This is a genomic window from Mesorhizobium sp. LSJC280B00 (assembly GCF_000502835.1).
Classification (GTDB): Bacteria; Pseudomonadota; Alphaproteobacteria; order Rhizobiales; family Rhizobiaceae; genus Mesorhizobium.
This window is the reverse complement of the sequence record NZ_AYVL01000015.1, coordinates 1-20,353: the sequence shown is the minus strand read 5'-3', so window position 1 is coordinate 20,353 and position 20,353 is coordinate 1. Positions and strand designations below refer to the sequence as shown.

The following is a 20,353-nucleotide window of genomic DNA, read 5'->3' as shown; positions in this document are numbered from 1 at the left end:
TCATGCCGCTATGTGAGAACGACGTTCCACCGCGCCCAGCCTGCATTTTCAGGCTTGCGTCAGTCATTGCCTTCCGACTTGCCGGTCCGCCCAAGAATGTACAATTACCTCGATTTCGAAAAGCCTGTGCAGGATCTCGAAGGCAAGATCCTTGAGCTGAAGAAGCTTGCCGAGAACGGCGAGGCGGTCGATGTCGGCGATGAGATCGCCCGTCTCGAGAAGCGCTCGCGCGATGCGCTGCGCGACGCCTACAAGGCGCTGACGCCGTGGCAGAAGGTGCAGGTGGCGCGCCATCCGGACAGGCCGCATTGCATCGACTACATCAAGGGCCTGCTTACCGATTTCACGCCGCTCGCCGGCGACCGCAATTTCGGCGAGGACCAGGCGATCGTCGGCGGCTTCGCCCGCTTCCGTGGCGAGCCGGTGGCGATCCTCGGCCAGGAAAAAGGTTCCGACACGGCAAGCCGGCTGAAGCATAATTTCGGCTCGGTCCGGCCGGAGGGCTACCGCAAGGCGGTGCGGCTGATGGAACTCGCCGACCGCTTCCAAATCCCGCTGCTGACGCTGGTCGACACTGCCGGCGCCTATCCCGGCGTCAACGCCGAAGAGCGCGGCCAGGCGGAAGCCATCGCCCGCTCGACCTCGGCCTGCCTTGGCCTGAAGGTGCCGTCGATCTCGGTGGTGATCGGCGAAGGCGGCTCCGGCGGCGCCATAGCGATCGCCACCGCCAACCGCGTCTACATGCTCGAACACGCCATCTATTCGGTGATCTCGCCGGAGGGCGCCGCCTCGATCCTGTGGCGCGACACCACGCGGTCCAAGGACGCGGCGACCAACATGAAGATCACGGCGCAGGACCTGCTGGAGCTGAAGATCATCGACGCCATCATTGCCGAGCCGCTCGGCGGTGCCCATCGCGCCCCCGAAACAGTGATCGCCGCAACCGGCGACCACATCGCCAGGACGATGAAGGAATTCTCCGGCGCCAACACCGATTTCCGCGAGCATCGCCGCGAGAAATACCTGGCGATGGGCCGCAATCTATAACATCCGGCAGGCACGCGGCCCGAAATGTGGCGGCGTGAACCAGTTTCGCCACAAAAATGCCGCTGCATTCGGCTCAGTGGGGTTGCCGTAAGGGGACGCGCCAGCATGATTGCGGTAAGGAATTTTCAAGGTTAACGGGCTTAGGGTCCGTCAGCGGTCAGTTTAGCAGCCGCGGCATCCGCGGCGCAGAGATGAAGACGATAGCCATATCCATGTTTGCCAAGCTTGCCCGCACCGGAGTTCTGATCGCTGCGATCGGCGTCGCCGGCTGCAATGATGCTTCGATGAAGGATTTTGCGCCGCAAGCCAACAAGCCGCTGCCGGACAAGATTCTGGCCGAGATGAAGGCCAAGGGCATGGTCCGCACCTCCTCGGTGATGGCCCGCATCTTCAAGGAAGAAGGCAAGCTCGAAATCTGGAAGGCCAAGACCAACGGCCGCTACGACCTGGTCGCCAGCTACGACATCTGCAAATGGTCGGGCAAGCTCGGGCCAAAATTCACCGAAGGCGACCGCCAGGCGCCGGAAGGCTTTTACACGGTCCGCCCGGCACAGATGAACCCGCGGTCGAATTACCACCTGTCCTTCAATATCGGCTACCCGAACGCCTATGACCGCGCCAATGGCCGCACCGGTTCCAACCTGATGGTCCATGGCGCCTGCTCGTCGTCTGGCTGCTATTCGATGACCGACGCGCAGATCGAGCAGATTTACGCTTTCGGCCGCGACGCCTTCCAGGGCGGCCAGACCGAGTTCCAGATCCAGGCTTTTCCGTTCCGCATGACCGCCGCCAACATGGCGCGCTATCGCAACGATCCGAACTACGAATTCTGGAAGATGCTGAAGGTCGGCTACGACAATTTCGAGGTTACCAAGGTGCCGCCGAAAGTCGACGTCTGCGAGAAGCGCTACGTCTTCAACCAGGTTGCGGCCGACGGCTCGACCTTTAATCCGACCGGCGCTTGCCCTGCGACCACCCAGCCCGATTCGCTGAAGAGCGCCATCAACGCCTATCAAAGCACCTATGAGGCGGCCTTCAACGGCGCCGTCAAGGCCAGCGTGCCGGCACCCAAGCCGACCATCGCCGGGATCAAGGAAGCCAGCATCGTTTCCGACTGGTCGAAACGGCGTGCGCGCGGCGAACGCGTGCCGATCGAGCCGCCCTCGCTCAACCCGGACGGCACCGTGGCCGAAACGGCGCGCATGGGCCGCATCGATTCGCCGGCCGGCCGCAAGATGGCGGCGCTCGATGCCGAAAAGGCCGCCAAGCAGAAGGCCGAGGAACAAAGGCTTGCCGCCATAGAAGCGGCCAAGGCCGCGAAAGAGGCAGCCAAGGCACAGGCCTTGGCCGAGAAGGAAGCTGCCAAAGCCCAGGCGCTCGCCGAAAAGGAAGCTGCCAAGACCGCCGCCGAGATGCCTGTCGCCACCGCCACCGCAGCGCCATCGGACGCCGCCCCGGCAGTCGAAACGCAGGCTGCGGACGCCGAAAGCACGGCGACAAGGTTGAAGAAAAAGCTGCTCGGCATGTTTGGCGGCTGAACTTCATGCTTGAGCAAGAAGATGGGGGCCAGGAACACGGGCCCTCAACTAGCCCCGCCGCCGTCTACGACCTCAAAGGCTTGAACTGCCCGTTGCCCGTGCTCAAGGCAAAAAAGCGCCTGGCCGCAATGCAGCCGGGCAGCCGGCTGTGGCTCGAAACCACCGATCCGCTCGCCGTCATCGACATTCCCGCCTTCTGCGCCGAGACCGGCCATCGGCTGATCGAGACGACGGCGATATCGGGCGGCCACCGCTTCCTGGTCGAGTGCGGGATCGGCTGAGTCTCGACTTAGCTCGTTCTGGCGAAAGCGGCTGAGCGGGATAATCTCCCCCTTGAGGGGGAGATGGCCGGCAGGCCAGAGGGGGTTGCCGCGCGTGAAGCGCCAACCTTTTCTCTCGTCCCACAGGGCGTCGCGCCAGCCGAGGCGACCCCCTCTGTCGCCTTCGGCGACATCTCCCCCTCAAGGGGGGAGATCACGATCCGGCAATAGCCAGCGGGTTGCTTTCCAGTGCTGCGCGATCCGGCGTGTCGATCGACGGCCGGTTGGTGAAGGCGGCGAACAGCCGCCGGACATAGTCTCCGGGCATGTCGAGCGTGATCAGCACCAGTCTGGTGCCGCGCTGGCTGTCCGGCCAGGCCGGCAGTTGCACCGGCGGATGCAGGATCTTCTGCACGCCATGGATAACCAGCGGCCGCGACGGGTCTTCTGCAAGCTCGATGACGCCTTTCATCCGCAAAAGGCGCTCGCCATGCGCCGAGCGCAACAGATCGAGGAACATCTCGATTGCCGAAAACGGCACCGGCCCGTCATGAACCAGCGAATACGAACGCACGCGGGAATCGTGCCTGTGGTCATGGTGATCATGGTCGGCATGGTCATGCCCGTCGTGATCATGCCCGCCGTGGTCATGCCCGCCGTGGTCATGGTCGTGGCCGGCTTCTTCGCCGAGCCAACGCTGCACATCGACGGATTTGGTGGCCGGATTGTAGAGGCCGCTATCGAACAGGGTCGCGGTGCTTGCCTCGCCGGCGTCGAGCACCACGGCGCCCGGGTTGAGCTGCCTGAGCCGCGCCCGCAACGCCTCGACATCGCCTGCATCCGTGGTCAGGTCGGCCTTGCTGAGCACGATGCGATCGGCGACGGCCACCTGCTTCACCGCCTCGACATGCGCATCGAGCGTCGCATTGCCGTTGACGGCATCGACCAGGGTGATGACGCCGTCGAGCCGGAAGGCCTGGACCAGGGCCGGGTGTGCCATGATCGACTGCAGTACGGGGGCGGGATCGGCGAGCCCGGTGGTTTCGACGATGACGCGGGCAAGCCGGTCGATGCGGCCGGTCTGCAGGCGGTCGACGAGGTCAGCCAGCGTGTCGACCAGCTCGCCGCGCACCGTGCAGCAGAGACAGCCGTCGGAGAGCTGGATGATGCCGTCGGAGGCCTGCTCGACCAGGAGATGGTCGATCGCCACCTCGCCGAACTCGTTGATGATGACGGCGGTGTCGGCGAGCGCCGGATCCCGGAGCAGCCGGTTGAGCAGCGTCGTCTTGCCGGCACCGAGAAAGCCGGTGAGCACCGAAACGGGGATCGGGAAGCCGGCCATGCGGCTAGTTCAGCGCCTTGGCCGGCTGCTGGACCTGCGCGGCGGTGGCGGATCCGGCCACAACTGGCTCGGCGCCGGCCGGCGGCGCCCGGTCCGGCCGCCATGTCGGCAGCGGCACGTCGGCATATTCCTGCCCGGAGGCGTCGAGCATCGCCTTCGGCTTCGGTCCCGTGGCGCCGCCGAGGCCGACGGCGATCAGCGTCGGTACATGGTCGAGCTTTTCCTGATAGGGCGATTTCGGCACGTCCTTGCCCTTGTCGCCGACGGCGGGTGCGGTTTCCGACTGCTCCTCGACCGGCTTCTTCTTGCAGATTTCGTCATTCATGTCGTTGGCCGACATGGTATCGCCATAGGTGGGTAGCGCCGCTACCGTCAGCCAGCTCGGCGCCGGCGTTGCAAAGCCCTGGTCGAGCAATTTTGCCGCCGCCTCGGCGCGGGTAATGGCCGATTGCTCGCCGAGCACCACGGCGACCAGGGTGCGGCCGTTGCGGGTCGCCGAGCCGATCATGTTGAAGCCGGACGAGCAGACGAAACCCGTCTTCATGCCGTCGGCACCCGGATAGCGGCCGATCAGCAGGTTGTAGTTGGAGATCGCCTTCTTGCCGACGGCAAGGCCTTCGATCGAGAACCAGGGGGCATATTGCGGAAATTCCTTGCGAATCGCCATCACCAGCAAAGCGAGATCGCGCGCTGTCGTATACTGGTCCGGCGAATAGAGCCCGTTCGGATTGACGAAATGCGACCCGCTCATGCCGAGCCTCTGCGCTTCGGCGTTCATGCGTTCGGCGAAAGCCGCTTGCGAACCGCCGATATTCTCGCCGACCGCCATGGCGATATCGTTGGCCGATTTGACCAGCATCATCTTCAGCGCATTGTCCAACCGCATCACCGAGCCCGGCTCGAAGCCCATTTTGCTCGGCGGCTCGCCGGCAGAATGTTTCGTTACCTTGATCGGCGAATCGAGCTGGACCTCGCCCGCGGCAATCGCCCGAAACGCCACATAGGCGGTCATCAGCTTGGTCAGCGAAGCCGGGTACCAGCGCCTGAACGCCTCCTGGTGCTGCAGGATCTTGCCGCTGTTCAGGTCGAACAGGATTGTCGGATTGGCCAAGGCGGGCCCGGCCAGCGACGCAAGCACCACCGTGCCCGCCACCAACAGTTTGAGGAAATGCCTGTAGCGCATCATGAAAACCGAAATAGCCTCTTGCCGCAGTCCCACCTGGCTCCGTAAGATTTCGTTACACGATCGCCAGGATAATGGTCCGGCCCTCTGTTCCCGGACCACAGTCGCGGTGCTATTTACTCTATGTGACGTCAACATGGCAAAGTGCTGCCGATCACAATGTGGAAGCAGCAGCACAATGCAAAGCAGCGTGCATGGTTGCAAGGCAGCAGGCACAATTGCAAAGCAGCAGGCCAAGACCGCCTGCTCCAACAGCGAAATGGAACCATCATGCCGATCCTGAACCGAGCCGCCGAAATGCAGGACGAGGTGGCCGGCTGGCGCCGCCATTTGCACCAGACGCCGGAGCTGAATTTCGACGTCTTCAAGACCGCCGCTTTCGTCACCGAGAAGCTGAAGGCTTTCGGCTGCGACGATATCGTGACGGGTTTGGGCAAGACCGGCGTTGTCGGCATCATCCGCGGCCACCACGGCGAAGGCTCGACCATCGGCCTGCGCGCCGACATGGATGCCCTGCCGCTCAACGAGATCACCGGCAAATCCTATGCTTCGACCGTCCCCGGCAAGATGCACGCCTGCGGTCATGACGGCCACACCGCGATGCTGTTGGGTGCCGCCAAATACCTCGCCGAAACGCGCAATTTCGCCGGCTCCGTCGCGGTCATCTTCCAGCCGGCCGAAGAGGGCGGCGGCGGCGGCAACGAGATGGTCAAGGACGGTATGATGGAGCGCTTCGGTATCTCCAAGGTTTTCGGCATGCACAACATGCCGGGCCTGCCGGTCGGCCAGTTCGCCATCAGGCCGGGCCCGATCATGGCGGCGACCGCCGAATTCACCATCACCGTCAAGGGCCGGGGCGGCCACGCGGCGATGCCGCACGGCACCATCGATCCGATCGTCATCACCAGCCAGCTCGTCGGCGCATTGCAGACGATCGCCTCGCGCAGCACCGATCCGGTCGAGGCGGTGGTCGTCTCGGTGACGAAATTCCACGCCGGCGACGCCTATAACGTCATTCCCGAGACCGCCGAGATCGCCGGCACCGTACGCACGCTGAAGAAGGAAGTCGCCAAGAAGGCCGAAGAGCGCATCCGCGCACTTTGCCAAGGCCTGGGCGCTGCCTTCGGCGCGACAATCGAGGTTGATTACAATGCCAATTACCCCGTCACCTTCAACCATCCGGAAGAGACGGTCTTTGCCAGCGACATCGCGGCCGACGTCGCCGGCGAAAGCCATGTGCACCGCGCGATCCAGCCGGTGATGGGCGGCGAGGATTTCTCCTACATGCTTGAAGCGCGGCCGGGCGCCTTCATCTTCATCGGCAATGGCGATACCGCCGGCCTGCACAACCCAGCCTACGACTTCAACGACGAGGTCATCCCGCACGGCATGAGCTATTGGGTGAAGCTGGCGGAAACAGCGCTGGCGGCGTAGCCATTCGGCATCGGCGGTGCGGCAACCGCCGCACCTCTGGGCGGCAAAACCGGGCAGGACATGTTCTGCTGGTCACTTCCGGCCGGACGACTTCCGGGCAAGGCCGAAGGCAATGCCCAGAGCAATACCTATCCCGATGCCCGCAACAATGTTGTCCAACACGACGCCGATAGCCACGCCGATCACGACGCCGAGTGTGAGGTGTTTGGCATCCATTATGCCCGGTCATGTAGCGTGGAAGGGAAGAGCCGCAACCGCTACGGTCCGCTCTTCGGATCCTCGACCTCCAGCGCCTCCATGACCGGCGCCAGCTCATTGTCGTCGGCAGGTTGCGGCTCTTCGCCTGTCCTCGCCTTCGTCAGGGCTGCCTCGATCGCCTCCTGGATATTGCCGAGCTCGTCTTCGCGAACCTCGTGGCCATAGCCGGCAGCGTCGGCATCCTGTTCGAATTGCTGCGCCAGGACGGCGACGCTCACCTCGCTCTCGGCCGGCAGATTGCCGACATTCTCCTGCAGCCACGTTTGAAAGAACTCTTTGGTGGCGCTCATGCGGTGTCTCCTTCGGGACACTAAAGCGCGCCGGCGTCCCGAAAGTTCCGCTATCCCGACCTCTTTGGGGCCTGCTCCCACATTCGGCCAGGCGGCGTTGGCGCCGCCTGGCTCGGCTGCTTACTGGCTGACAGCAGTCGTCGGTTCGCACGACACGTTCGGGTTCATATCCGCGAACGCGCCGGTCGGGTTGCCCTTCCAGGCCCAGACATGCAGCTCATAGAACGGACCGAGGCCATAGCGATTGGGCGCGCTGTTGAAGTTGAACAGATGCCCATCGAGCGAGGCCGGGCCTTTCGAGGTGATGTATTCGACCGCGATCAGTTTTAGCGTGCCGTCGGCCATCGGCTCGTACATCACGGCTTCCGGCTTGGCGACATCGACAGCGTCGTCCTTGAGGTAGTCGGGATTGACGTAATGGATGCCCATGGCGCCGCCGGTGATGCCGCTGGCGCAGGGGATCGGCGCATAGCCCTCAGCGGTCGCCGCCGCCACATTCTCGAAGCGGCTGTTGGCCGCGCGTACCTTGTCGGCCAGCGGATTGGGACCGGACGCGGGCGCTGCCTGATGCGCCTGCGCCAACGCAGTGCAGGCCGACAGCAGCGCCGCGGCAGCGAGAACTCTATTGCGAAAGTTGATTGTCATAGTCATTCCATTCTTCTTGAAAAGCACAGCCCGGCCGGCCGCCGGAAGTAAGGAGGTCCGGCAGGTGGGCGCTGTGGCTGTTGTTGCTGGGAGATCCCTATCCCGATGCGACGAATGCAGGGGAAGATCATCCCTTCGGCAAATACGGGATGGTTCCGGCCAGATCGGAGTTGTCGATCAGCTGGAAACGGCTGTCGCTGCCGCCCTGACGGGCCGAAACGAACGGCGCGTAGGCAGGATCGTCGGTGAAGGCGCGCGCCGCGGCCTCGGTCGGGAACGCCATCAAGGCAATCAGCGTCGTGTCGAGCGGCTTGCCTTCGAGCGTCTTCACATTGCCGCTGCGCGACAGATATCTGCCGCCGTGCTTGTGAACGAGGTCGTGGACCGACGCGGCATAGGCCGGCATCCACTTCGGGTCCCTCACCTTGATGTCTGCGATAACGTAAGCGGTCATGGGTCATGTCTCCTGGTCGTGCACAGGGGTATCCCGTGCAGCGGCCAAGGGCTCGCACGGCAAGGCCGGCGCCAGCCAGTCCGCGATCTGTACTGGTGTGGCGAATCCGAAATTCGCATTCACTTTGGAGCAACGCAGCGAGCGAATTTCGGATTCAAAAGCCACACCAGCAAGTGCTTGGATTTCCAGTGTGGTTTTGGATTTGAAGTTCCTAACGCTGATGCCACCCAGAAAGCAGGAACTTCAAATCCACCACACTGGGCCGGTACAGTTTCTGTACTCGCCGTGCCGCCGGGGAAGGCCTATGATCCCGGCTGAGTTTGAGGGGAAGGCAACATCATGACCCAGTCCGGATACAAGCAGTTCTGCCCGCTATCGATGGCCGCCGAGGTGCTGTGCACCCGCTGGACCATGGTTCTGCTTCGCGAATTGGTGGCGGGCTCGACCCGTTTCAACGATCTGCGCCGCGGCGTCCCCAAAATGTCGCCGACCCTTCTGTCGCAACGCCTCAAGGAGCTCGAGCTGGCCGGGATCGTCGAGCGCAAGGAGGTGCGCGGCGAGAAAGGCATCTTCGAATACCGGATGACCGAGGCAGGCAGGGATCTGCGTTCCGTTGTCGAGGCGATGGGCTTTTGGGGGCAGAAATGGGTCGAGTCGCGGCTGTCGCTGAAGAACCTCGATCCGTCGCTGCTGATGTGGGACATGCGGCGCAACCTCAACGCGTCGCCGCTGCCCGACGGGCGCACGGTGATACAATTTCTGTATCAGGAGCTCCCCGCCTCGAAACGGTCATGGTGGCTGATCGTCGAGAAGCACGGCGAGGTCGACCTCTGCTGGTACGACCCGGGCTTCGATGTCGATCTCTACGTCTCGACCGACCTGCACACCATGACCGAAATCTGGATGGGGCTGATCACCGTCGAGAAGGCAGGGACGAAAGTCATCTTGACGGGAGACCAGGATATCGCCCGTAAAATGCAGACCTGGCTGGGCCTGAGCCCGTTCGCGGTCGAACCCAAGCGAGCGGCCTAGCTACCTCTTGGCGAAACGATCCGAAGCGGTTATGTGTCGGGCGCGATGGTCCCGTAGCTCAGTAGGATAGAGCGGCAGATTCCTAATCTGTAGGTCACAGGTTCGATTCCTGTCGGGATCACCATGTTTTTCAAGTACTTAGCGCGAAATCGCCGCCGTACTTTTTTCTGAGGAATAGTACGACGAATTTTTTGCAGATCCCATGGTTCTGGCACGATCAGCGCCGCACGACCGGAAGTTGGAGAGTTCTTTGGAATGAAATCCAAGCCGCAATGCAGTCAGCGCTCCAAATCCGTTGCATTGCCTTTGCCACCAAGGCGGCAGTCAGCACCGCTGGCGTTTCGACGCAGACCAGGACCATGGAGTGCAGTCACCCGGCCAATGTTTCGGCTTGAGAAGCAGGGACGGAAGCCGCACCGAGCTTCGTATAAGCCGAAGGAACGCCGCGTTGACTAGCCGATAACCCACTAAAACCGTGGATTTATTGAAACGCACGAGCATATTACGGGTCGGGCGCGCAGTGGTTGAAAATGCTTGCGTCGCGCTATGTTATTTGGATGCTGCGCCGTTTCTTTCTCTGTCGTTCGTGGCGCTGGCATGCTCTGATCCCTCAAAAAGGGTGTGTCATTAGTTTTCAGTTTTTGAGACCGGCGGTGGGCCTATCGTTTGTCCGCTTGCCGAACAGGGAGGAAGACAATGGACGGAGAATCGCATTCCAAATCAAGGCGAAGCTTTCTGAAGTTGAGCGGACTTGTCGCCGGGCTGACGGCGACGGCGGTTACCGCTCCCTGGGTTCGAAGGGCAGGAGCCGCTGACACAATCATCTGGAAAATTCAAACCTCGTGGCCGGCTGGCGTCGGACTTGAAACTTTCCAGAGCTGGAGTGGGACCATCAAGGAAAAGACCGGAGGCCAACTCGAATTTCAGCCGTTCAAGGCAAAGGACATCGTTGGTGACTTCGAACTCCTCGACGGGGTGAAGAACGGCGTTCTGGAAGCGATGAACTCGTTTTCACTTTACTGGGCCGGTAAGCTTCCCGCTGCGGCGTTCCTCTCCTCTTACACGATGGGGCTACGCTATCCGCACGAATGGGACATCTTTTTCTATTCGAAAGGTGGTCTGCAGGCCGCGCGCGACCTTTATGCGAAACAAGGTCTTTACTACGTCAACCGCATTCATCACGGCCCGAACATCATCCACTCAAAGACACCGATCCGCTCGATCGAGGATTTCAGAGACCTGAAGCTGCGCGTGCCTGGCGGCATGATCGCCGAGACATTCGCAAAAGCCGGCGCCAAGACGACGCTGCTGCCGGGCGGCGAGGTGTTCTCCGCGCTGGAGAAAGGCACGATCGATGCAGCCGACTACACTGGGCCGGCGGTAAACTGGGCGCTCGGGTTCCAGCAGGTGACCAAGTACATTTCCATGGGCCCAGCCGGTCTGATGTCCGTATACCAGCCCGTCGACCTGATGGACTTTGCCGTCAACATGAATGTCTGGAACCAACTCCCGGACAACCTCAAGAAGTTCGTGGAAGACGAAATCCAAGTCTATTCCAATGTCCATTTCGGGGCCATCCAGAAGGCCGACATGGAGGCCTGGCAGAAATTCCTGGATGCCGGCATTGAAATCAATCGGCTTGGACCGGAGGACCTCCAGAAGTTCCAGGAAATCGCGGTGCCAATCTGGTTCGAGTGGGCCAACAAGGATAAGGACGCGGCGCGCATCTTCAAACTGCAGCTTGAGGTGATGGAGAACCCGACCGTCGGTTACGTGACGCCGGACATGTATCAGGGATTGTCGATCGACCTCTGAGGCTCTCCGCGCCCGTCCTGTCCGGGCGGGCGCACTCTCCTGCAAGAGGCAGTCGCCGATGCCCTCACTCACATTTGTGCTGCCGCACTGGCTATACTGGTCAAGCCTCGTGCTTTTCCCGCTCGTTGCGGTCTTCCTTGTCCATCGCGAGCGGGCACAGCGCGATGCCGGCCGTCCAAATCTCTTTCTTGCTTACCTGTTCCTGGTCACTGCAGGCTTCCTCGGCATGCACCGGTTTTATCTGAAGAGCAGGTGGGGATTCATTTTTATCCCGCTGTTCATTGCAGTGCTTTGGACGAGCGCCCAGGTACGCGACGGACGTGAGGCAGTGTCGCTCGCGCGATCCCTGAGCGAACACGCCGAAAGGCTGTTGCCGCGTGCCAAGGCAGATGTAGCAGCCAGCAAAGAAGGCGCTGCCGATCGCCTGGCGAAAGCTGAGGCAGACGCCACGGTGGCGCGCGATAATCTGAGCGCCGCCGCCCATGGGCTCGAGCGCGCCAACAGCATTGGCCGAATTGCCGGACTCCTGCTTGGTCTCGCTCTCGCAGGCGACGCCCTTCTAATACCCGGTCTTGTGCGGCGCACCCGCACCCGTGAGATCGCGCGCGCCGCGGCCGACCATCCGCTCGTAGTCGATGTGCCAGCCACGCCCGTCAAGCAACCGCTCGCGTTGTTCCAGCCGGTCGACTGGCTGGTACGCGTGACGGGCGAGTTCGTCGCGTATTGGTCGGTTCTCGCAGTGGTGGCGTACTACTACGAAGTGGTGGCCCGTTTTGTTTTCAACTCACCGACCAACTGGGTACATGAAAGCATGTTTCTTATGTTCGGCATCCAGTACATGCTGGCAGGCGCCTATGCCTACCGTGACGAAACGCATGTCAGGGTAGACATCGTCTACAGCCATCTCTCCGAACGCGGTCGTGCTGTCTGCGACATCATCACCTCGGCCTTCTTCTTCTTGTTCACCGGCACCATGCTGGTCACAGGATGGCGATTTGCGAGCGATGCCACGGCGGTTGGCGAACGCTCATTCACCGAATGGGGCATCCAATACTGGCCGGTAAAGCTCGCGATCCCCATCGGGGCAGCGCTCCTGTTGCTTCAGGGCCTATCCCGGCTGATGCGAGACATCGCCACTGCATTTGGAAGGATCGGCTGAGCGATGGGCCTCGAGCTTCCGATCCTGTGGCTCAGCATATTGATGTTCGGGGGTCTGGGCGTACTTTTGCTGCTCGGATTACCGATGGCCTTTTGCACCGGCAGCCTTGCCGTGCTTTTCCTCTTTCTGTTCGGCAATTCGGCCATGCTGAACATGCTGCCGTCTCGGGTCTTCCCGTTCATGACGGATTATCAGCTCTCGGCGGTGCCGCTTTTCATCTTCATGGCCGCGATTCTCGAGAAGGCGGGCATCATCGAGGAGCTGTTCGATGTCGTCTACAAATGGCTGGGCGGACTCAAAGGCGGGCTCGCATCGGCCACGGTGATCTCCTGCACTCTGCTGGCCGCGATGGTCGGTGTCGTCGGGGCGACGGAAGTGACGATGGGCATGATCGCGCTCCCGGCCATGCTGCGCCGCAACTACGACGCCAAGCTTGCCTGCGGCTCGCTTCTTGCTGGCGGGACCCTTGGCATTCTCATACCCCCTTCCGTCATGGCGATCGTCTATGCCGTCGTGGCGCAGCAGTCGCTGGGCGAGCTTTTGATCGGGTCGGTATTTCCCGGGCTGCTGCTGTCCGGGATGTATGTCGCCTACGTGACGGCGCGCTGTTACATCGACCCCAAACTCGGCCCGGCGTTGCCGCCGAACGAGCGCATTGACTTCGCCCAAAAACTCAAGCTTTTGCGCCGGACGTTCATGCCGATACTGCTGATCCTGCTTGTGCTCGGGGTCATCTTCATGGGCATTGCCACGCCGGTCGAAGCCGCGGGCATCGGTACGTTCGGGGCTTTCATCGTCTGCGCCGCACATCGGCGCCTGACCTGGGACACGATCCGGGAGGCCTGTGTCGCGACGCTCAAGGCCACGGCGATGGTCATGTGGATATTCTTCGGCGCCACCATGTTCGTCGGTTTCTTCATCCTGAAAGGTGGGCAGAACTTCGTAGCCGAATCGATACTCGGAACAGGCTTGGCGCCTTACGGCGTTCTTGTTCTGATGATGATCATTCTGTTCGTCCTGGGCATGTTTCTGGACTGGGTGGGCATTCTCCTTCTCACCGTACCGATATTTCTGCCCATCCTAAAGACACTCGAATTCGGCGGCACGTTTGGGCTAGCCGGTGTGGCTCCTGAAGACGTGCCACTGTGGTATGGTGTCATTTTCATGGTCAACATGCAGATGGCGTTCCTTAGCCCGCCTTTCGGCTATTCGCTGTTCTATCTGAAGAGCGTTGCGCCGCCGGAGATCTCGATGGCGACGATCTTTCGATCCGCAGTCCCCTTCTTGTGCCTGCAGGCGATCGGAGTGGGACTGTGCATCGTGTTCCCCTCAATCGTCGTCTGGCTCCCGAAGGTCATGTACGGAGGCAATTGACCACATTTGCGGCTTGCCGACACCGAGGATCAGTCGAATTTGATAGCTTTTCGCTTGAACGGCGTCACCTTTTTGCCTTCCTTTGCGCGTCGTCATGAGATCGCTTCTTGAAACAATCCTGGCTGCGAGTGCGGGTGTATCGCACTCGACCAGTCTTGGTTATCTCGCCTACGCCGCCCCGCGAATGCCGCGCCATCTGTCCTTGCCGAGATGGCCAAGGAACCCGCCGCCGATCAGATCGTTTCGCGATAGATCAACCGGACGAGGAGAGACATGCTCGAAATTCTGCATGCTCACAATCGCGGGACACCGAACACGGGCCGGCTCTGCCAGTTCGGGGCTTGGCGCGATGCTGCGTGACGATGCTGCGTGACGTCGATTATGTCCTGCAAAAACTCGACTGGATGCGCGGCGAAGGCATCTGGCCCAACGGCTTGCGATATCTGTGGACCGATGCATTCGGGGTCGTGCTCTACGTCTCGCTTTATGCGGAAACTGGCGAAGAGCGCTGGCTGGGCGAAGCCGAGCGGCTGGTGGCCGATGTCGAGCGTATGCTCGGCCGCCGGCGCGGACTGAGGATCGGCGAAGCGGCGGATCGCGACGGCCAGTATTTCCACTATCTGGCGATGTGGCTGTTCGCCTTGGCGCGTCTCGGCGATCTGAAGCCGGAATACCGCAAGCGCGGCATTACGCTGGCGCGGGACATTCACCCGGCGTTTGTGGTCCCCGGCCGCGGCGTGATCTGGAAGATGCAGGAGGATTTGAGCGGTCCTTACCCCGGCTACGGCCTCGGCAGCATGGATGCCTATGACGGCTACGTCGCTTACCGAATGCTCGACGACGAGGAACTGGCGCCCGAGATCGCGCAGATGCGTGACCTGATGGAGCGCGATTGGCGCAGCCTCGACATCGACCAGGACCTCGGCCTCGGCATGATGCTGTGGCTCGCCCATTTCTTTCCCGACGAGCCGTGGGCCGAGGCCCAGACGAGGCGTTCGCTGCGAACTCTGGAAACGATGTGGGTCGACCCGCCCGGTTATTTCAGCCGCGCGCCATGGCTGCGCGATACCAAGTTCGCCTTCACCAATTACGGCGTTTCGCTCGGCCTGCAGGCCGCCGGTATCTGGCCGGGGCGTGTCGATAGGCTGAACGCCTTCTTCGAGGACTGGCGCTCCGGCGACGAATACGACCGCGAGGCGATCACCTGGGTGATGGCCTGCACCTCGCACCTTCCCGGTGCTTTTCTAACCCGGGGTGGCGAGACAATGATTGAAAGCGACCAAGCTCGGGAACGTTCCTCAGCCGGCGCGGTTGTCGATGAAAGTGCATCGAAAAGCAAAAGCAAGGAACGCGGTTGAAATGGCCACTCTCTTGGGAAAACCGGGGAGCTGTTGGGTGGCGACGGCCACCTCCACGAACTATCCCCAGCTCGAAGGTTTGGTCCGTGCGGACGCCGTTGTCGTGGGGGCTGGAATCGTCGGGCTGACGACGGCGCTTCGCCTTTGCGAGACGGGCCGGTCGGTGATCGTCTTGGAAGGCTTGCGGACAGGTGGCCAGGTGACCGGCCGCTCGACGGCCAAGATCACCACGCAGCATGCGCTGATCTATCGTCATCTCATTGACAGCGTAGGCCGGGACCTGGCGCAGACCTATGCCGATGCGAATTCCGCCGGCGCCCGACAAATCCGCGACTGGGTTAACAACTACGCTATCGCCTGCGATCTCGAGAGCAAGGACGCCTATAGCTACACCTGCGATGAAAGCCGGCGCGCGGAGGTCGCGGCCGAGGCGAAGGCAGCGCGCCAGGTCGGGCTGGAGGCCGAGGTCCTCGAACGCGTACCGCTGCCTTTCGAAACGGCGGCGGCATTACGGTTCCCCGACCAGGCGCAGTTCAATCCGGCGATGTATCTGGTTGGCCTGGCGGAAGCGGTGACGGCCCGTGGCGGTCGGATCTTCGAAAACAGCCGCGCCACCTCGATCGACGAGGCAAGCCGCTGGCGCGTCGTCACAGATGGCGGCGCCGTTGATGCCGGGCACGTCGTCGTCGCCACCAACATGACGGTGAAGAGCCCCGTCGGCATGGCGAACCGGACGCAACCGCGCTGCCACACCGCCATGGCCTTTCGGATCGATGATCCCCTCCCTGCCGACGGCATGTTCATCGGCATCGACGACCCGACGCATTCCATCCGGACGGGCCGTGATGCCGAAGGTCCACTGCTGGTCACGCTCGGCCCCAAGTTCAACACCGGCTGGGACGGCGACGTGGCGAGGCGGTTTGTCGAACTGGAAAAATGGGCAAGAAAGAACCTTCCGGTCGGCGACGTCGCGTGGCGCTGGTGCAACGAGGATTATGATACGGCCGACAGGATTCCATATGCCGGCGAGCCCGATCCCGCCAAGGCCGCCGGCTTCCACATTGCCATGGGTTTCAACGCCTGGGGCATCACCAACGGGACGGCCGTGGGCACGATGATCGCCGACCTGATCTGCGGCCGCCCGAGCCCTTGGCAAAAACTCTACGATCCGGCGCGGCCCTATCCCGAGGACTTCCACAAGAACGGCCGCAGTCAATCGATCGTCTCGAGCACCCACGACATTGCGCCTGGCATGGGTGGCGTGATCGTCAGGGGAGACGAAAAGATTGCGGCGTGGAGAGACACCGAAGGCGCACTCCAGGCGGTTTCGGCGATTTGCACCCACAAGGGCTGCACCGTAACCTGGAACAATGCGGACCACACCTGGGATTGTCCCTGCCACGGCTCGATCTTCGCCGCCGACGGTTCGGTCATCCACGGCCCTGCCCGAAAACCGCTTGCCCAGATTACATTGTGAAGGCGGCCGACACGGCCCGCGTCACGCCGGCCGTTCGTAGGTTCCGACCAACTCCGTCTCCTCCAATGCGTGTTTCTGGGCTTGCTTCCAGACCTGATGCACGCCCGCCTGTCCTGGTACGCTGAGGCTCGGCACATCGAGCGCGGCCAGCAGGAAGTGGTAATGGTGGACGCCGTGCCCTGCAGGCGGCTGCGGACCATCGTAATAGGCATTGCCGAAATCGTTGGTGCCTTGCCTGAGTGCCGACGGGCCGGGCTTGCCGTCTTCGGCCTCGGCGAGTCCGCCGGCATCCGGCGGGATGTTGAACACCGCCCAGTGCCCGAAAATTCCGCTTGGTGCATCGGGATCCCGCACGACAAGAACAAGGCTCTTGGTACCATCCGGGACACCGGACCACTTCAGCGGCGGCGAGACGTTCTGGCCGTCACGCGCATATTTTTCGGGAAGTCTTCCGCCTGCCCGGAACGCCGGGCTGATAAGGGTGAGTGGCATTGCTATTTCCCCAAGGAGGTTGCGACCGAGAAGCCCGCGCCTGCGCCGTTCACGCCGCTTGCTGAGCTTCGGCGACGCGTCTTATCTCGCCTGGCAGGGATTCCCAGACCTTGTGCATCTGTCCTTCTCCGACGTGATGGGCGAGCACCTTGGACACGACCCTGAATGCATCCTTGGAATCGACCGGACGGGTAAATTCCAGCTCCGCCTTGATCTTGGCCAGAAACTCGTCGAGCGACCGCATCTTCTCGGGAGCTTTGGAAGGCTGATATTGGTCATAGAAGGCGCCGCGCACCAGGATCGGCAGCTGCGAGCCGAGGTGGGCTGCAAGATCCGGCTGCATACGGTCGCGCAGGGCGTGCAGCACCGCTCCGAGAACGTGCCAGGCGACCTGCCGATCCGGTCCAATCTCGTCCATGATCTCGTCGAGCCAGATGTTCGTGGTCTGCAGTGTCTTGTCGAATACGTCGAGTCCGGTGGCATTCATCGAAATCCTCCTTCCGTTCAAATCCGACTAGGTGATGTGACCAAACAGCCGTACCTGCCCGTTGTTCCCCGATGCGCATGTCCTGATGCGCATTTATTGTCGGAGGTCCCGTCATGGGGGAATTCGGGCCGGCTTTTTTGCCGCTGTTTTTCGACCACCTTTCTTGGCCGGCACCCGGAACATCCTCATGGGTGGACGAGTTTTGTTTGCCGTCGCCGATCACATGGCGACGAGTGATGCAGACACAAAAAACAGGAGAAGAACCATGGCACATCACGATTTGGCGCCCCGGACGCCATCGCGCAGCCTCTACCCATCCGCGCGCGATCCGCTCACGTCATTCCACCGGCAGATCGACCGCCTGTTCGACGACTTCTTCGCGCCGATGGCCGAAGCGACTACGGCCGGCGATCTTTGGCCGAGCGTCGACGTACATGAAACAGACCAAGCCTATAAGGTCACCGCCGAATTGCCGGGGCTCGAGCAGAAGGACGTTGAGCTCAAGCTGCGCGAAAACACCCTTTTTATCACGGGCGAGAAGCGTTCGGAGCACAAGGAAGGCGACGGCGGCCGCACCTACAGCGAACGCAGTTATGGCCGGTTTCAGCGGACCATCCCCCTGGAAGCGGAGATCGATGCCGACAAGGTGCAGGCCACTTTCAGGAACGGCGTTTTGGCTGTCGAGCTTCCCAAGAACCCCGCTGCAAAGGACAAGACACGCCGCATAGAAGTGAAAGCGCGATAGTTGCCAAACTGAAGGCTGCCTGAGCAGGCGGCGTTCAGCCCAGATGGAGAAGAACGGCAAGCACGGCGGCAACCGCCCAGGCGAGCGTCTACCGCCGGGGATCGTCCGTTGCCTCGGAAACGCCTTCGAGAGCGATCTTGGCGGCTTCCTCATCGGTCCGCCCGAGGTCGGCCAGGGCAATGACGCCGACGAGGCGCTTGTCGTGATTGATCACCGGAAGACGACGCACCTGATGCTTGGCCATGATCTTCGCCGCATCGGTGATATCGGCGTCATCGAAGCACCAATAGACATGCTCGGACATGACCTCGCGAACGGTCGTGTTGCCGGCTGAGCGCTCCTCGGCGACGCCGCGCATCACGATGTCGCGGTCTGTCACCATGCCGACCAGCCTGTCATTCTCGCCGACCGGAAGGGCGCCGAGATTGTCGGCCCGCATTTTCCGGGCGGCATCCCTGATTGTCGTGTTCGGGCCGACCAGTTCGGTCCGACGGCTCATGATCTCCTGAACTTGCATGGGATATTCCTTTCCCTGATTGCTGAGGCAACAAGTCGCCAGACGGGCCTGTTGCCACGCATCGCTAGATTGCCAGCTGGCCGGACGAGGCATGTACGGATCACTATCTTCGATCTTCCCGATCCGCGCTGAGGCGCGTGCCGGTGCCGGCACCTCGCGATCGAAACTATTCTTGGAACGTCCAGGCAGCGAGCGAGTTCCAAAATGGTACCGGTGCCGCAGCCATCCCACGGAATGTGGCCGCAGGCTGGTGAAAAAAACATCCACCGGGAAAACAGATGCACGCGGATTGAAGGTCATGGCTATCATCTTTTCAGATCGCCGCGAGGCCGGGCGGCAACTCGCCGGGGAACTCGTTCGCTTTGCCGGCCGCGACGATGTGATCGTATTGGCGCTGCCCCGAGGCGGCGTGCCGGTCGGCTACGAGGTCGCGCAGGCACTCAAGGCACCGCTCGACGTCTTCGTCGTGCGCAAGCTCGGCGTCCCCGGTCACGAGGAACTGGCCATGGGGGCGATCGCGCCCTCAGGTGTACGTGTCCTGAACGACGAAATCGTCAACGGTCTCGCGATCCCGCCACATGTCATCGACGCGGTCGCTGCAAAGGAGGAAAAAGAGCTTCTGCGCCGCGAGCACCTCTATAGGGACGGGCGACCCCCACCGCAGTTGAATGGACGAACCATTATCCTCGTGGATGACGGGCTTGCGACCGGATCGACCATGCGGGCCGGGATCAAGGCGCTGCGAAAAAACCACGCCGCCCATATTGTCGCGGCCGTTCCCGTCGGTAGCCCCGACACTTGCGACGCGATGCGGGCGGACGCCGACGAGGTCGTTTGCGCGACGACACCAGAGCCGTTGCTGGGTGTCGGGCGCTGGTACGTGGATTTCTCGCAGACGAGCGATGAAGAGGTCCGCGCGCTCCTCGCCAGGTCCGTGCCCAAGCCTGCGGCTTCCCACAAGCCTGCCGCTTCCGAAGAGGAATTGGCTGGGCGCGCGAGCGCGGGTCCGGCGCCTGGCACCAGATCGACATAGCGGAGGTGGATATGGACCGGGATAGCGAGCACGTCGTGCATGTTCCCGCGGGGCTTGTCACGCTTGAGGGCAATCTTTCGTTGCCCCCGGATGCTCGCGGCCTTGTGCTCTTCGCCCACGGCAGCGGAAGCAGCCGCCACAGCCCGCGCAACCGCCACGTGGCCGAAAGGCTGAACGAGGCGAACCTCGCCACCTTCCTCATCGACCTGTTGACGGCCGAAGAGGAGCGGATCGACCAGGTCACGGCCGAGTTGCGCTTCAATATCGGACTGCTCGCCGACCGGCTGGTCGGCGTCACGGATTGGCTCGGCGCCTCGCCGGACACGTCGGGGTTGCGTCTTGGCTATTTCGGCGCGAGCACGGGCGCCGGTGCCGCCCTGGTGGCGGCGGCCGAGCGGCCCGACCAGGCCGCG

General features: G+C 62.2%; 21 protein-coding genes, 1 tRNA gene and 1 pseudogene. 14 read left to right on the top strand and 9 right to left on the bottom strand.

Annotated elements, in window-relative coordinates; genetic code table 11:
* Window positions 1-96 precede the first annotated feature (96 nt).
* From X773_RS59695 to X773_RS59685, 3 genes are all read left to right on the top strand, one after another.
* On the top strand, window positions 97-1,047 hold the full coding sequence (locus tag X773_RS59695; RefSeq protein WP_023677882.1) for an acetyl-CoA carboxylase carboxyltransferase subunit alpha: 951 nt from the start codon (window positions 97-99) through the stop codon (window positions 1,045-1,047).
* A 212-nt stretch (window positions 1,048-1,259) separates the two neighbouring features.
* A complete protein-coding gene (locus X773_RS59690) occupies window positions 1,260-2,585 on the top strand; it encodes a murein L,D-transpeptidase family protein (protein WP_023677881.1) in 1,326 nt (441 codons plus the stop codon).
* Between the two features lie 5 nt (window positions 2,586-2,590).
* Complete coding sequence (locus tag X773_RS59685; RefSeq protein WP_023677880.1) at window positions 2,591-2,866, top strand: sulfurtransferase TusA family protein; 276 nt, start codon at window positions 2,591-2,593, stop codon at window positions 2,864-2,866.
* A 193-nt stretch (window positions 2,867-3,059) separates the two neighbouring features.
* Here X773_RS59685 and X773_RS59680 read toward each other — a convergent pair whose 3' ends face one another.
* Both X773_RS59680 and X773_RS59675 read right to left on the bottom strand, forming a co-directional pair.
* The gene (locus X773_RS59680; protein ID WP_023677879.1) at window positions 3,060-4,187 is read right to left on the bottom strand and encodes a GTP-binding protein; all 1,128 of its coding nucleotides are present in this window, start codon (window positions 4,185-4,187) and stop codon (window positions 3,060-3,062) included.
* A 4-nt stretch (window positions 4,188-4,191) separates the two neighbouring features.
* Entirely contained in the window at window positions 4,192-5,370 is a 1,179-nt protein-coding gene (locus tag X773_RS59675; protein WP_023677878.1) for a D-alanyl-D-alanine carboxypeptidase family protein, read from the bottom strand.
* 270 nt (window positions 5,371-5,640) lie between these two features.
* Here X773_RS59675 and X773_RS59670 point away from each other — a divergent pair, with 270 nt between their 5' ends.
* Window positions 5,641-6,804 carry a M20 aminoacylase family protein gene (locus X773_RS59670; protein WP_023677877.1) on the top strand — a complete coding sequence of 388 codons (1,164 nt, stop codon included), beginning with the start codon at window positions 5,641-5,643 and terminating at the stop codon, window positions 6,802-6,804.
* Window positions 6,805-6,876: 72 nt separating this feature from the next.
* Here X773_RS59670 and X773_RS77405 read toward each other — a convergent pair whose 3' ends face one another.
* The 4 genes from X773_RS77405 to X773_RS59655 all read right to left on the bottom strand — a co-directional run bounded on the left by X773_RS77405 (window position 6,877) and on the right by X773_RS59655 (window position 8,451).
* Entirely contained in the window at window positions 6,877-7,020 is a 144-nt protein-coding gene (locus tag X773_RS77405) for a hypothetical protein (RefSeq protein ID WP_198023575.1), read from the bottom strand.
* 41 nt (window positions 7,021-7,061) lie between these two features.
* The gene (locus X773_RS59665; RefSeq protein WP_023677875.1) at window positions 7,062-7,352 is read right to left on the bottom strand and encodes a DUF768 domain-containing protein; all 291 of its coding nucleotides are present in this window, start codon (window positions 7,350-7,352) and stop codon (window positions 7,062-7,064) included.
* 120 nt (window positions 7,353-7,472) lie between these two features.
* Window positions 7,473-8,003 (bottom strand): hypothetical protein, encoded by a 531-nt coding sequence (locus tag X773_RS59660; RefSeq protein WP_084641262.1) that lies wholly within the window; start codon window positions 8,001-8,003, stop codon window positions 7,473-7,475.
* A 121-nt stretch (window positions 8,004-8,124) separates the two neighbouring features.
* Entirely contained in the window at window positions 8,125-8,451 is a 327-nt protein-coding gene (locus X773_RS59655) for a DUF1330 domain-containing protein (RefSeq protein WP_023677873.1), read from the bottom strand.
* Between the two features lie 339 nt (window positions 8,452-8,790).
* On the opposite strand from X773_RS59655, the gene X773_RS59650 reads away from it, so the two are divergent.
* The 7 genes from X773_RS59650 (at window position 8,791) to X773_RS59620 (ending at window position 16,666) form a co-directional block, all read left to right on the top strand.
* A complete protein-coding gene (locus X773_RS59650; protein ID WP_023677872.1) occupies window positions 8,791-9,483 on the top strand; it encodes a helix-turn-helix domain-containing protein in 693 nt (230 codons plus the stop codon).
* Window positions 9,484-9,530: 47 nt separating this feature from the next.
* Window positions 9,531-9,607: transfer RNA gene (locus X773_RS59645), tRNA-Arg, on the top strand.
* A gap of 572 nt (window positions 9,608-10,179) precedes the next feature.
* Window positions 10,180-11,298: a TRAP transporter substrate-binding protein DctP gene (gene dctP / locus X773_RS59640; protein ID WP_023677871.1), complete on the top strand. Its 1,119-nt coding sequence runs from the start codon at window positions 10,180-10,182 to the stop codon at window positions 11,296-11,298.
* A gap of 109 nt (window positions 11,299-11,407) precedes the next feature.
* On the top strand, window positions 11,408-12,457 hold the full coding sequence (locus X773_RS76470; RefSeq protein ID WP_023677870.1) for a TRAP transporter small permease subunit: 1,050 nt from the start codon (window positions 11,408-11,410) through the stop codon (window positions 12,455-12,457).
* A gap of 3 nt (window positions 12,458-12,460) precedes the next feature.
* Complete coding sequence (locus X773_RS59630) at window positions 12,461-13,831, top strand: TRAP transporter large permease subunit (protein ID WP_023677869.1); 1,371 nt, start codon at window positions 12,461-12,463, stop codon at window positions 13,829-13,831.
* 362 nt (window positions 13,832-14,193) lie between these two features.
* Window positions 14,194-15,189, top strand: a complete 996-nt coding sequence (locus tag X773_RS59625) for a hypothetical protein (protein ID WP_023677867.1) — start codon at window positions 14,194-14,196, stop codon at window positions 15,187-15,189.
* A gap of 1 nt (window position 15,190) precedes the next feature.
* Entirely contained in the window at window positions 15,191-16,666 is a 1,476-nt protein-coding gene (locus X773_RS59620) for an FAD-dependent oxidoreductase (RefSeq protein ID WP_023677866.1), read from the top strand.
* A gap of 21 nt (window positions 16,667-16,687) precedes the next feature.
* Here X773_RS59620 and X773_RS59615 read toward each other — a convergent pair whose 3' ends face one another.
* Together X773_RS59615 and X773_RS59610 are read right to left on the bottom strand one after the other, a co-directional pair.
* Window positions 16,688-17,158, bottom strand: a complete 471-nt coding sequence (locus X773_RS59615; RefSeq protein WP_023677865.1) for a YbhB/YbcL family Raf kinase inhibitor-like protein — start codon at window positions 17,156-17,158, stop codon at window positions 16,688-16,690.
* Between the two features lie 49 nt (window positions 17,159-17,207).
* Window positions 17,208-17,645, bottom strand: coding sequence for a DUF2267 domain-containing protein (locus tag X773_RS59610; RefSeq protein WP_023677864.1), 438 nt, complete (start codon window positions 17,643-17,645; stop codon window positions 17,208-17,210).
* Between the two features lie 202 nt (window positions 17,646-17,847).
* Here X773_RS59610 and X773_RS59605 point away from each other — a divergent pair, with 202 nt between their 5' ends.
* Window positions 17,848-18,390, top strand: coding sequence for an Hsp20/alpha crystallin family protein (locus X773_RS59605; RefSeq protein WP_245274742.1), 543 nt, complete (start codon window positions 17,848-17,850; stop codon window positions 18,388-18,390).
* A gap of 88 nt (window positions 18,391-18,478) precedes the next feature.
* Here the strand turns inward: X773_RS59605 and X773_RS59600 are convergent, their stop codons facing one another.
* Window positions 18,479-18,889: a CBS domain-containing protein gene (locus X773_RS59600; RefSeq protein ID WP_245274741.1), complete on the bottom strand. Its 411-nt coding sequence runs from the start codon at window positions 18,887-18,889 to the stop codon at window positions 18,479-18,481.
* A 316-nt stretch (window positions 18,890-19,205) separates the two neighbouring features.
* On the opposite strand from X773_RS59600, the gene X773_RS59595 reads away from it, so the two are divergent.
* Together X773_RS59595 and X773_RS0138235 are read left to right on the top strand one after the other, a co-directional pair.
* Complete coding sequence (locus X773_RS59595) at window positions 19,206-19,940, top strand: phosphoribosyltransferase (protein ID WP_023677861.1); 735 nt, start codon at window positions 19,206-19,208, stop codon at window positions 19,938-19,940.
* A gap of 11 nt (window positions 19,941-19,951) precedes the next feature.
* A pseudogene (locus tag X773_RS0138235) lies at window positions 19,952-20,353 on the top strand (alpha/beta hydrolase); the annotation flags it as partial.